13 protein-coding genes are annotated in these 12,564 nt (G+C 63.8%); 10 read left to right on the forward strand and 3 right to left on the reverse strand.

What is annotated here, in order from left to right:
- The first annotated feature begins 8 nt into the window (after positions 1-8).
- The 3 genes from AC6JA3_RS00755 (at position 9) to AC6JA3_RS00765 (ending at position 2,572) form a co-directional block, all read left to right on the forward strand.
- Positions 9-692 carry a 3-oxoacid CoA-transferase subunit A gene (locus tag AC6JA3_RS00755; protein ID WP_026547714.1) on the forward strand — a complete coding sequence of 228 codons (684 nt, stop codon included), beginning with the start codon at positions 9-11 and terminating at the stop codon, positions 690-692.
- Positions 693-694: 2 nt separating this feature from the next.
- On the forward strand, positions 695-1,363 hold the full coding sequence (locus AC6JA3_RS00760; protein ID WP_026547713.1) for a 3-oxoacid CoA-transferase subunit B: 669 nt from the start codon (positions 695-697) through the stop codon (positions 1,361-1,363).
- 405 nt (positions 1,364-1,768) lie between these two features.
- The gene (locus tag AC6JA3_RS00765) at positions 1,769-2,572 is read left to right on the forward strand and encodes an IclR family transcriptional regulator domain-containing protein (RefSeq protein WP_497919837.1); all 804 of its coding nucleotides are present in this window, start codon (positions 1,769-1,771) and stop codon (positions 2,570-2,572) included.
- Between the two features lie 29 nt (positions 2,573-2,601).
- On the opposite strand, the gene AC6JA3_RS00770 is transcribed toward AC6JA3_RS00765, so the two are convergent.
- Positions 2,602-2,946 carry an iron chaperone gene (locus AC6JA3_RS00770; RefSeq protein WP_026541142.1) on the reverse strand — a complete coding sequence of 115 codons (345 nt, stop codon included), beginning with the start codon at positions 2,944-2,946 and terminating at the stop codon, positions 2,602-2,604.
- A gap of 41 nt (positions 2,947-2,987) precedes the next feature.
- Positions 2,988-3,386 (reverse strand): RidA family protein, encoded by a 399-nt coding sequence (locus tag AC6JA3_RS00775; RefSeq protein ID WP_026541143.1) that lies wholly within the window; start codon positions 3,384-3,386, stop codon positions 2,988-2,990.
- Positions 3,387-3,522: 136 nt separating this feature from the next.
- On the opposite strand from AC6JA3_RS00775, the gene AC6JA3_RS00780 reads away from it, so the two are divergent.
- From AC6JA3_RS00780 to AC6JA3_RS00810, 7 genes are read left to right on the forward strand one after another with little or no spacing between them, the layout of a single operon-like run.
- A complete protein-coding gene (locus AC6JA3_RS00780) occupies positions 3,523-4,377 on the forward strand; it encodes a fumarylacetoacetate hydrolase family protein (protein ID WP_497919838.1) in 855 nt (284 codons plus the stop codon).
- Between the two features lie 32 nt (positions 4,378-4,409).
- Entirely contained in the window at positions 4,410-4,892 is a 483-nt protein-coding gene (locus AC6JA3_RS00785; RefSeq protein WP_026541145.1) for a cupin domain-containing protein, read from the forward strand.
- A 3-nt stretch (positions 4,893-4,895) separates the two neighbouring features.
- Entirely contained in the window at positions 4,896-5,768 is an 873-nt protein-coding gene (locus AC6JA3_RS00790; RefSeq protein WP_497919839.1) for an acyl-CoA thioesterase, read from the forward strand.
- 58 nt (positions 5,769-5,826) lie between these two features.
- On the forward strand, positions 5,827-7,536 hold the full coding sequence (locus tag AC6JA3_RS00795; RefSeq protein WP_026547709.1) for an AMP-binding protein: 1,710 nt from the start codon (positions 5,827-5,829) through the stop codon (positions 7,534-7,536).
- 14 nt (positions 7,537-7,550) lie between these two features.
- Entirely contained in the window at positions 7,551-9,941 is a 2,391-nt protein-coding gene (locus AC6JA3_RS00800; RefSeq protein WP_497919840.1) for a bifunctional salicylyl-CoA 5-hydroxylase/oxidoreductase, read from the forward strand.
- A 2-nt stretch (positions 9,942-9,943) separates the two neighbouring features.
- Positions 9,944-11,302 (forward strand): MFS transporter, encoded by a 1,359-nt coding sequence (locus AC6JA3_RS00805; RefSeq protein WP_026547707.1) that lies wholly within the window; start codon positions 9,944-9,946, stop codon positions 11,300-11,302.
- 8 nt (positions 11,303-11,310) lie between these two features.
- Positions 11,311-11,715, forward strand: a complete 405-nt coding sequence (locus AC6JA3_RS00810; RefSeq protein WP_026541150.1) for an acyl-CoA thioesterase — start codon at positions 11,311-11,313, stop codon at positions 11,713-11,715.
- A gap of 89 nt (positions 11,716-11,804) precedes the next feature.
- Here the strand turns inward: AC6JA3_RS00810 and AC6JA3_RS00815 are convergent, their stop codons facing one another.
- Positions 11,805-12,338 carry a hypothetical protein gene (locus AC6JA3_RS00815; RefSeq protein ID WP_497919842.1) on the reverse strand — a complete coding sequence of 178 codons (534 nt, stop codon included), beginning with the start codon at positions 12,336-12,338 and terminating at the stop codon, positions 11,805-11,807.
- Positions 12,339-12,564 lie beyond the last annotated feature (226 nt).

Consider the following 12,564-nt stretch of genomic DNA (forward strand, 5'->3'; position numbering starts at 1 on the left):
GTTGAGTCATGCTGAATTTCATTGACACTGTTGGCGAGGCTGTCGCCGGCATCAAGGACGGTTCCACCGTGATGATCGGCGGGTTCGGCAACGCCGGGCAGCCGTTCGAACTGATCGATGCCCTCATGGATTGCGGCGCCAAGGACCTGACCGTGGTGAACAACAACGCCGGCCAGGGTGACCAGGGCCTGGCGCTGCTGATCAAGGAAGGCCGGGTCCGCAAGATGATCTGCTCCTTCCCGCGGCAGTCCGATTCCTGGCACTTCGACGCCAAGTTCCACGCCGGAGAGATCGAGCTGGAACTGGTCCCGCAGGGCAACCTGGCCGAGCGGATCCGGGCCGCGGGTGCAGGCATCGGCGGCTTCTTTACGCCCACCGGCTATGGCACCACGCTGGCCGAGGGCAAGGAAACCCGGTTGCTGGACGGCAAATGGCAGGTCTTCGAAACGCCGATCCACGCCGACGTAGCCCTGATCAAAGCACTCAAGGCCGACGGCAAGGGCAACCTCGTGTACCGCAAGACCGCCCGGAACTTCGGCCCGATTATGGCTGCCGCTGCCAAGCACACCATTGTGCAGGTCTCGGAGATCGTGCCAACCGGTTCCCTGGATCCGGAAAACGTGGTGACCCCGGGAATTTACGTCAACAGCGTGGTCCGCGTCGGCGGTTCCAGCGCAGAACAGGTGGCCTGATCATGAGCACCCAAACCAGCCTCCAGACCTCCGAAAAGCCGCTGGGCCGCGACGAACTCGCCCAGCTGGTGGCCCGCGACATCGTCCCTGGCTCCTTCGTGAACCTGGGCATCGGCCAGCCAACATTGGTGTCCAACTACCTCACCGAGGAACAGAACATCACGCTCCACACGGAGAACGGGATGCTCGGGATGGGCCCGGCCGCCGTTGGGGATGACGTCGATGGTGACTTAATCAATGCTGGGAAGATCCCCGTCACGGAGCTTCCCGGGGCCTCGTACTTCCACCACGCCGACTCGTTCGCGATCATGCGCGGCGGGCACCTGGACATCTGCGTGCTCGGCGCCTTCCAGGTTTCCGCAACGGGTGACCTCGCCAACTGGCACACCGGAGCGCCCGACGCCATCCCCGCCGTCGGAGGTGCCATGGACCTGGCCACCGGCGCCAAGGACGTGTTTGTGATGATGACTTTGCTGACGCGCGAGGGCGTGTCCAAGCTCGTGGAACAGTGCACCTACCCGCTCACTGGCGTCGGCTGCGTCACCCGCGTGTACACGGACAAGGCTGTGTTCCTGACAGGACCCGACGGCGTCACCGTCCGCGAGACGTTCGGCTGCACTTTCGAGGAAATCCAGGAGCTCGTACCGCTGCCGCTGAAGAAGGCAGAGTAGGCCCCGCACGTTGGGTCCCTTCGCGTTGTGGGGCCCGTTCTGCAGGGTATTTTGCGGGCTAAGCGTGAGGAGTGGGCCTCGCAAGTTGGGTCCCTCCCCGTTGTGAGGCCCGTTCTGCAGGGTATTTTGCGCGCTGAGCGTGCGGAGTGGGCCTCGCAACGTTGGGCCTCCCCGTTGTGGGGCCTGGTTTGCAGGGTATTTTGCGCGCTGAGCGTGCGGAATGGGCCCCGCAACGTTGGGTCCCTTCGCGTTGTGGGGCCCGGTTTGCGTGCGTGATCCCGGGTTTGGGGCGCAGAGTAGGCCCCGCACGTTGGGTCCCTTCTCGTTGTGGGGCCTGTTCTGCAGGGTATTTCGCTCGCTAAGCGTGCAGAGTGGGCCCCGCAACGCAATCTAGGATTGGAAACCATGACCGACTCCGCAGTTACCCCACAGGCCAGCGACCAGTACGTCCAGTCGCTGGCTCGGGGTCTCGCTGTGATCCGGGCCTTTGACGCAAGCAACCCGGTGATGACGCTCAGCGAAGTCGCAGCCCGCACGGACCTGACCCGCGCAACGGCCCGGAGATTCCTGCATACCTTGGTTGAGCTGGGCTACGTCCGTACTGACGGCAAGACGTTCGCGCTCACGGCCAAGGTGCTGCAGCTTGGCTACTCGTATCTCTCCGCGCTGTCCCTGCCCCAGCTCGCCCAGCCCCACTTGGAGCAGCTCAGCCTGAAGCTGGGGGAGTCGACGTCGGCCGCGGTCCTGGACGGTCCGGACATCTTCTACGTTGCCCGCGTCGCCACCCGCCGGATCATGAACGTCGGCATCACCGTGGGCACCCGCTTCCCGGCGTACGCAACGTCCATGGGGCGCGTCCTGCTCGCCGGATTGCCCCACGCCAAGTTTGAGGCCTACCTTTCGACGGCGGAACTCACCCCGATCACGCCGCGAACCGTGGCCAGCGTGCCCGACTTGAGGGCCGCCGTCGAGCATGTCCGTGCGCAAGGCTGGTGCCTGCTGGACCAGGAGCTGGAAATCGGCCTGATGTCCATCGCGGCGCCGGTGTGGAACCACAACAACGGCGACAATGTTGCCGCAATAAACGTGTCCCTGCAGGCCCAGGCCGTCGCAGCCCAGCCAGACCCAGACGTGTACCTCGACGCCGTCCGGCAGGAAGTGGTGGCCACGGCCAACGCGATCTCTCAGGACGTGTCCGCCAAGCACTAACCCACCCGAGTCTGTCGGTCAGCCGGGGGCTACTTCCGGATCGCCGCCAGCCGTGTCTCCAGGATCCGCCGCACCATCGAGTCGGGCACGGGGTTGTCTGCCGAGAACCGCAGCGTCCCCGGCGACCACGAATAGCCGCCAAGCTCCTCCGACATCTCCGGCAGGATCTGCCCGCTGAACGGGTACAGGGCCAGGTGTTTCTTTGTTTCGAGCACGCTCACCAAGCCCTTGCCATCAACCAGCAGCGCGGGCATCCCGTAGCTGACGCCTTCTTCGGCGTCGGGCGCGAGCTCGCGGGCGATCCCCACAATCCGCTCAAGAATGCCGCGATTGCCGGCAGAGACGCTCTCCAGATATTCGGTGACGGTTCCCATAGGGACATGCTTCCCCATGCGCGCCGCAGGTGCCAGAGTCTTTAGCGCTCGGGAATCACCGCGATGCCCTGGATTTCGATCAGGGCCTCTTTCTGCCACAGCCGTGTGACCCCGATGCCAGCCATGGCCGGATACTGCGAGCCGGCCATTTCACGCCAGATGCGTCCGATTTCGCGGCCGTTGGCCATGTAGTCGTCCACGTCCGTGAGGTAGATGGTCACGTTGACCAGGTCTTCAGGCTGTCCGCCGGCCTCGCGCAGGGTGGTGATGACGTTGGAGAACGCCTGCGTGAACTGTTCCACGATGCCGCCGGGAACGATGTTCATGTTCTTGTCCAGAGCGGTCTGCCCGCCCAGGAACACGGTGTTCCCGGCAAGAATGCCGTGTGCGTAGCCGGATGGTTTGGCCAGCGATTCCGGGTTGATTGTTGTGTGGCTCATGCTGTTCCTCCTCGTTGTGGCAACTGCAAAAACTTTTGGAAAGCCTCTGTGCAGATCATTTCCGCCGTGCTACGTTGAGCATATGTGACGATCGTAAAAAAGTCGACACATCGTAAAACTCGAAGGGAACCCCCACATGAAACTCGCCACCTTGCGCACGGCCAACGGAGGTACGACGGCGGCGCTCGCCACGGGCGCCGATTCCTACCTCACGCTGCCCGCCACCGACGTCGGGGCCCTCCTGGCCCAGCCGGAATGGCGGATAGTGGTGACGGAGGCCGCGGCATCCAAGGAGCAGAGGGTCATCGCCGCCGGTGAAGCCGTGCTTGCGCCCCTCCTTCCCCGCGCCGGCAAAGTCATCTGCTGTGGCCTGAACTACGGTGACCACATCCAGGAAATGGGCCGGGACCTGCCGGAGTACCCCACGCTGTTCGCCAAGTACGCGGACACCTTGGTGGGAGCCAACGACGCCGTGGAAGTCCAGGGCAGCGACCGTGTCGACTGGGAAGCCGAGCTGGCCGTCGTCGTGGGTTCCGAGCTGTACCGGGCGGATGAAGACCAAGCCCGTGCGGCAATTGCCGGATACACCGTGGCCAACGATGTTTCCATGCGCGATTGGCAGAGCCGGACGCTGCAATGGTTCCAAGGCAAAGCCTGGGACGGCAGCACCCCTGTGGGCCCGGTCATGGTCACCGCCGATGAAGCGGGAGAACACTTCGAGGTCCGCGGCTACGTCAATGGCGAGCTCGTGCAGCAGGGAAACACCAGCACCTTGGTGTTCGGCCCGGCCCAGTTGCTGTCCTACATCTCCCAGTTCACCGTCCTGCGTCCCGGCGACCTCGTCCTGACGGGAACGCCCGGGGGAGTGGGCATGGGGATGACCCCGCCACGCTTCCTCAAGGACGGGGATGTCCTGACTACCGAAATCGACGGGATCGGGCGTTTGGAAAACCAGTTCCGCATCCACGCGTCAATCCCGGCAAGCGCCTAAAAACGCCTAGAACCACACCGAAGGAGAACCCCATGAGCCAGAGCACCACCGAATACGTCCTCGAAGGCGACAACTCCATCTACGCCCAGGCCGACGGCAAGGTTGTCCCCGTCGTCACCCGTGCCGGCGCGGAAGACACCAACACTGCCCAGTCCGGCGACTGCATCCGCGTCTCCGGAGTGAGCATCCAGCACACTCCGGCAACCAAGATCTGGTTCGGCCAGGTATCCAACACCCCCGGGTACCGCTCACTCCCGCACCACCATGGCGAGGCCGAAACGGGTGGCTACGTACTCCGGGGGCACGGCCGGATCTACTTCGGCGAGAACTACTCCGAATTCCTGGACATGAAGGCCGGCGACTGGGTTTTCGTGCCGCCGTTCATGCCCCACGTTGAAGCCAACATGTCCGTCACCGAGGAGCTCGTCTGGCTGACGGCACGCACGCCGGAGAACCTGGTGGTCAACCTCGAAGACGTGGCCGACGAAACCCTCGCCGACTACCGCCGGGCCTAAGCCATGATCACTGGAACCCTGACCTCGGAGACCTTCCTCAAGGCCGTTGAACTGACGCCCACAACGGCTGAAGTTTTCGATGAAGCCTATGAAGCGACCACACAGTACGTGCCGTGGCCAAAAGCCTATGGTGGAGACATGGTGGCACAGGCCGCGGCCGCAATGATGCGGTCCGTTGATGCTGACAGGACTCTGCACTCGATGCACAGCTACTTCATGCGTCCGGTGGATATTGGTTCCAGTGTCCGCTACGAAGTGGAGCGCCTGCGGGATGGCCGGGGCTACTCCACGCGTACCGTCCGCGGCTTCCAAAACGGCAAACCCGTCTACGCGGCCATGGGTTCGTTCCAGGTTCCCGAGAACGGACCGGACTTCCAGCCTGAGGCCCCTGCCGCCGTCGAGCCTGAATCGCTGCGGACAGCGGCGGAAGCGCTGGAAGGCGTCGACGGCAGAGCCGCTGACTACTGGTCCACGGGCCGGAGCTTCGATATGCGCCATATTCCTGGTCCGGTATATATCGATCTGGAAGGTGGATCGGTTCCGCAGCAGGCGATCTGGGTGAAGGCATTCGACGCACTGCCCGACGACGCCGACCTCCACCGCACAGCCTTGGCTTACGTGTGCGATTACACGATTTTGGAGCCACTGCTCCGGGTGAATGGCCTCAATTGGTCCAGCCCGGGACTCGCCACCGCAAGCCTGGACCACTCCATGTGGTTCCACCGCGACGGTCGCGCCGACGACTGGGTGCTCTACGCCCAGGATGCCATTTCCGGTCAGAGCAACAGGGGCCTTGCCATGGGCCGCTTCTTCGACCGCCAAGGACGTCTGCTCGCCACGGTGGCCCAAGAAGGCATGATCCGCGCCGGCGCGTAGATAACTTTCCACCTCCCCAACCATCAGCTTCAACGACGCACCACTGAAAGGACCGGCCATGAGCATGATGCCATCGGCCCACGTGGACACGTTCACCCGCGACCACCTGCCGCCCGCCGATACCTGGCCTGCGCTTGAATTCACCCTCCCCGAACTCCACTACCCGGAGCGGCTCAATGCTGCTGCCGTGCTGATCGACGACGCTGTTGAACAGTTCGGCGCGGATCGCCCCGCCCTCTGGACCCCGGACGGCGTTGTCTGGACCTACGGCCAGCTCCAGAAGCGCTCCAACCAGGTGGCCCAGGTCCTTACCGAAGACCTCGGCGTGGTCCCCGGCAACCGCGTGCTCCTGCGCGGGCCCAACAACCCGTGGATCGTGGCCGCCTGGCTCGGCGTGCTGAAGGCCGGCGCCGTAGTGGTGACCACCATGCCCATGCTGCGCTCCACCGAGGTCGCCACCCTGATCGACCTCACCAAGCCGGTAGTGGCCATTTCCGACCACCGGTTCGTGGACGAACTCGCGATTGCGGCTGAGAACGATACGGCCGGCGTCAAGGTACAGGTCCTGACGTACGGGGCCGGCAATGGATTCGACGACGACGGCGACCTCGCCTCGCGCTGCGGGCACAAGAGCGGCCGGTTCACGGCAGTGGATACCGCCGCTGACGACGTTGCCCTGCTGGGTCCGACGTCGGGCACCACCGGTGTGCCGAAGGTGACCATGCACTTCCACCGGGACATCCTGGCCAATGCGGACACCTTTGCCCGCTACATCCTGCAGCCCACGGCTGATGACGTGTTCGCCGGTTCCCCGCCCCTGGCCTTCACGTTCGGACTGGGCGGCCTGGTGGTCTTCCCGCTCCGGTTCGGCGCGTCCTCGCTTCTGACCGAGAAGGCCGGTCCTGTGGAACTCGCGGAGCACGCCGCCGCAGCCGGGGCCAGCATCCTCTTCACGGCACCAACCGCCTACCGGGCGATCCTGAAAGAGAAGCGAGGAGATCTCCTCCGGGGCCTGCGCATCGCCGTTTCTGCCGGCGAGCACCTTTCCAAGGAAACCTGGGACGCCGTGCATGAAGCCACGGGTCTGCGGTTGGTGAACGGGATCGGTGCCACGGAGATGCTGCACGTCTTCATTTCCGCTGCCGGCGATGACATCCGGCCCGGAACCACCGGCCGTGCCGTGCCTGGATTCAGGGCCACCATCCTGGATGACGACGGCAATGAGCTCGGCGCCGGCAACATCGGCCGCCTGGCCGTGATTGGTCCTACCGGATGCCGGTACCTGGATGATGCCAGGCAGGCGAACTACGTTGTACGTGGCTGGAACGTCACCGGAGACACGTTCTCCATGGACGTGGACGGCTACTTCACCTATCAGGCCCGCTCGGACAACATGATCGTCTCTTCCGGCTACAACATCGGCGCGCCCGAAGTTGAAACGGCCATCGACCAGCACCCTGACGTCGTGGAGAACGCGGTCATCGGGGTTCCGGACGAGGAGCGCGGCAGCATCGTCTGCGCGTTCATTGTCCTGCGCGAAGGCGTCACCGGCGATGCCACCAAGCGCAAGGAAATCCAGGACTTCGTGAAGCAGACCATCGCCCCGTACAAGTACCCCCGGGACGTGCGCTTCGTCAACGAACTTCCGCGCAATCCCAGCGGAAAACTCCAGCATTTCAAGCTCCGTGACGGCCTTTTTGCCAAGGACACCGGCGCGAACGCGAGCCAGAACGAACAACTTACCCCCGCCGGCCAGAGCCAGGCCTGAGAAGGAGCAACACCATGAAAATCGCAATCGTTGGAGGCGGCCCCGGCGGCCTGTACTTCGCAGCACTGATGAAGCAGTTGGACCCCTCGCACGACATCACCCTCTGGGAACGCAACGCTGCCAGCGACACCTTTGGCTTCGGCGTCGTGTTTTCCGATGAGACGCTCGGCGGCATCGGCAATGCCGATCCCGTGGTGGCCGAATACATGAGCCGCCGTTTCGCCCGCTGGTCGGACATCGACATCCACTTCCGCGACCAGATGATCACCGTGGGCGGACAGGGCTTCGCTGCAATGAGCCGCAAGGAACTGCTGGAACTGCTCCAGCGCCGCTGCATCGAACTGAACGTGGACGTGCGCTTCAGCACCCTGGCCCCGGCCGTTGAAGAACTCGAAGCCAACTACGATCTCGTACTTGCAGCGGACGGCATCAACTCCCAGATCCGCGCCAAATATGCTGACTCGTTCAAGCCGAACCTGGACCCGCGGACCAACAAGTTCATGTGGCTGGGCACCAACCAGGTGTTCGAGGCCTTCAAGTTCTTCGTGAAGGAAACCGAGTGGGGCGTCATGCAAATCCACGGTTACCCCTACTCGGATGAGGGTTCCACGTTCATTGTGGAAATGCACCAGGACGTGTGGCACGCTGCCGGCTTCGATGAGACTGCCAACGAGATCTTCCCTCCCGGCGTCTCGGATGAAAAGGCAATCGCCAAGATCCGCGAGATCTTTGCCGAGGAACTGAACGGCTACGAGGTTCTCACCAACAACTCCAAATGGATCAACTTCACCACGGTCCGGAACGAGAACTGGCGCCACAACAACGTGGTGCTGCTGGGCGACGCTGCCCATACAGCCCACTTCTCCATCGGTTCCGGTACCAAGCTGGCTATGGAAGACTCGCTGGCATTGGCTGCCTGCCTGCACGAACACCCGGACGTTGAGTCCGCCCTCGCCGCGTATGAGGCTGAGCGCCGGCCCGTGGTCGCTTCCACGCAGCGTGCGGCCCAGGCGTCCTTGGAGTGGTTCGAGCGCATCGGCCAGTACAAAGACCAGGACCCCACCCAGTTTGCGTTCAACCTGCTCACCCGCAGCCGCCGCATCACTCAGGAAAACCTGCGCCTGCGCGATCCCGAGTTCGCCGACGCCGTAGACCGCGGCTTCGCTTCCTCCCAGGGACTGCCAGAGGTGGCCCCGGCCATGTTCCAGCCGTACCGCATTGGTGGGCTGGAGCTGAAGAACCGCATCGTGGTCTCCCCGATGGACATGTACTCCGCCACGGACGGCATTCCCGGTGACTTCCACAAGGTCCACCTCGGTTCCAAAGCCCTCGGCGGTGCCGGCCTGGTGATGACCGAAATGGTCTGCGTCTCCGAAGCCGGCCGCATCACGCCCGGCTGCAGCGGCCTCTACACAGATGAGCAGCGTGACAGTTGGAAGGAGATCGTGGACTTCGTTCACGGCCGTTCCACTGCCAAGATCGGCGCACAGTTGGGTCACTCAGGTCGCAAGGGCTCCACCAAGCTTATGTGGGAAGGCATCGACCAGCCGCTCGAGTCCGGCAACTGGACCGCCGTCGGGCCCTCTGCGCTGCCGTATAGCCCGCAGAACCAGACGCCCGTGGAGCTGGACCGCGCCGGCATGGCCGCCATCAAGGCCGAGTTCGTTGCTTCCGCAGTCCGTGCCGACGAGGCCGGGTTCGACCTTCTGGAAGTCCACGCCGCCCACGGCTACCTGTTGTCCTCCTTCCTTTCGCCGGTGTCCAACAAGCGGACCGACGAATACGGCGGCAGCCTGGAGAACCGGCTGCGGTTCCCGCTGGAAGTGTTCGACGCCGTTCGCGCGGCTTGGCCGGCCGACAAGCCGGTGACGGTACGCATCTCCGCCACGGACTGGATCGAGGGTGGCAACACTTCCGATGATTCCGTGGCCATTGCCCGCGCCTTCGTAGAGCACGGCGCAGCCGGCCTGGATGTTTCCACCGGCCAGGTCGCCAAGGAAGAGAAGCCTGCCTACGGCCGCAGCTACCAGACGCCGTTCGCCGACCGTATCCGTCAGGAAGTTGCCGCTCCGGCAGGTGTGGCCGTGATCGCCGTCGGCGCCATCTCCAGCTACGACGACGTGAACTCCATCCTGCTCGCCGGCCGTGCGGACCTGATCGCCCTTGGCCGTACGCACCTCTACGATCCCCAATGGACCCTGCACGCTGCCGCTGAGCAGGAATACCAGGGCCCCGGTGCCGAGTGGATCCCGCAGTTCCGGGCAGGCCGCCGGAAGCCACCGAGCTCCCGCACTGACGCCGTTCGTCCGCGCTTGTCCTTGCTCAAGGAAGCGGAAATCGAAGAGGCCAACACCCACCTTCGCTGGACTCCCGAGTCCGCCGCCGCATCGGTTTTGGTGAAGTAGCCATGGCCACCGCACCGGTCAACGACTGGAACGTGCCCAAGAAGACCACCGGAGTGGTCCTCTTCTGCTGCTGGCTTGCCATCCTGGCCGAAGGCTACGACGTCGGCGTCCTGGGAGCCATCCTCCCCGCTCTCGCCGAATACAAGGAATGGAACCTCAGCCCGCTGGCTCTCGGCGGCCTCGGCTCATATGCCTTGATCGGCATGCTTATCGGAGCACTGTTCATCGGTACCCTCAGCGACCTCGTGGGCCGCAAAAAGATGCTCCTGGCTTCCATGGTGATCTTCACGATTACCCAAGCCGGCGCAGCGTGGGCACCTACCCCGGAACTGTTCGGAATCTTCCGTCTGATCGGCGGGCTGGGCATGGGTGGAGTCATCCCGGTGGCAGCGGCCCTGACCATCGAATATTCGGCACCGAACAAGCGGTCCTACAACTACGGCCTCATGTACTCCGGATACTCGCTGGGAATTGTGGCTGCCGCCCTCGCTGCCCTGTTTGTCTTGCCCGTGGGCGGATGGCGTGCAGTCATCGCCATCGGTGCTGCCCCCGTGGTTCTGCTTCCCATCATCTGGAAGTTCCTGCCGGAGTCCTTGGAATTCCTGGAATCGAAGGGGCGGAAGGCGGAGGCCAAGGCCTTGGCCGGCAAACTGAACATCGCCAACTACACGCCGGTGGTTCCCGCCGCTCCTGTTGCCGGTGTCCAAACGGACCCGTGGTGGAAAACCATCACCACCATGTTCTCCCGCAAGTACCTGCGCTCTACCGTGTTCTTCTGGATCTCGCTCTTCTGCGGCCTGGTCCTGGTCTATGGCCTGAACACCTGGCTGCCGAGCATCATGAAGAAGGCCGGCTACGACCTCGGCTCTTCCCTGACGTTCCTCCTGGTCTTCAGCCTTGCATCAGCCATCGGCGGCCTGCTCCTGGGTCGCGCTGCGGACAAGTACGGCAAGAAGCTCATCCTGGTGGTGTTCTACATCCTGGGCGGCCTGGGCATCATGCTGCTGGTCTTCCCGAACACCATGGTGGTCAACCTGCTGTTCGTCGCCTTCGCCGGTGTCGGTTCCATCTCCACCTCGCTGGTCCTCACCGGATACATCGCCGACTACTACCCGGCCAAGGTCCGCGGCACGGCGACGGGTTGGGCGTTGAGCTTCGCCCGGCTGGGTGCCATCTCCGGACCGTTGATTGGTGGCTGGATCGCAGGCTCCAAGCTTCCATTCGAGGCCAACTTCGCGATCTTCGCCGGCATTGCCGTGCTGGCCGCGGGTGCTGTGGCGATGATTCCCAAGCCGCAACCTGAGGTGCCCATTGCCGCCATCGACGTCGATCCTGACGACGCCGCCGTCGGTGCCCGCTAGGAGTGGTCATGGACAGGTTTCCGGAGGCGAGCGTCGAGCGAACGGTGGAGTGGGTGGACACCGACGCCTCCGGACACCAGCACAATTCAGCCATCCTGCGCTGGGTTGAGGCCGCCGAAGCCGAACTCTTCCGCATGCTGGACTTGCCGGATTATTTTCCCAACGCTCCCCGGGTCCAGCAAGTGATCAACTACAAGGCCAAGCTGTGGTTCGGCCAGCGCGTTACCGCCATGGTGAAGATCCAGGCGCTGGGCCGGACCTCCATGACCATGGCTTTCGAGGTAACGTCCGACGCCGGTGAGGTTGCCGCTTACGGGACGGTCACCACCGTGCACGTCCCCCAGGGGACCACTTCTGCGCAGCCTTGGCCGGAGCATCTGATCCGGGCGGTCAGGGCTGGGCAGGAAAGTTAGCCCCCCTCCGCCGGGATGGCAGTTAATGACAATGTCGAGCTCTGGGACTGTCATCAACTGCCATCCCGGCGTCTGAGGGTGTGGGGCTTCTAGCGCAGGCCCTTGAGGATGTTCTTGGGACGCTGCATCTCGCCATGCTTGGCGCCGAGGATGATGACCCAGCCGGCGAATGCGGGAATGGCCCACTGGAGTGCTTTCAGCTGCGTTTGGGCGGCCTTCAGCTCCTCCGATGCCCCGGCGCGCGGTTCGGTTGCACCCTCGGCCCCTTCACCGGAGAGTTCGTCCACTTTCTTGCCCACAATGCCTGCGTACAGGGTGACGGCAGCGCCTGCCAGGGTCACGGCTGTCTTGTAGACGGTGTTGGCCGCAACACTGTCCTGCTTGGCGATCCGGCCCTTGTTTTCCCATGCAATGGCCAGGTCCGCCGCCAGGTGCCCAGCGAAAGCCGCGGTCTGGATCGGCGCCCACTTGCCCCAGCCCTTGCTTGAAAGGCGGGTCCGCTCGGTGGGGTCTTTTGCCTCTGCAGCGGCACCATTGAGTCCGATGGCCCCCATCAGCGAGCCGCCGAACCATGCTGCGGCGGTGAGGTCGTGAATGGAACGGGCTACAAGATTTCCTGCCATGATGTGCTTCCTATCGTTGATACGGAAAGGACCCTTCGAGGCCGCGGGGCCCCAAAACAGCGTAGTTCTATAGTAAGCATGCTTACTAAGGCGGGGCCACCCGTTCGCGCGGTGGGGCACCTGTTGGTGCGACGGGGCACCTGTTGGTGCGGCGGGGCCGTGGCCGCTCGCACGGTTGATGGCGCCGACTCGATGGGGACGTTGGCCGAACCTATGATGAACTGGA

The sequence above is a fragment of the Arthrobacter sp. TmtSoilC79 genome, from assembly GCF_059739405.1.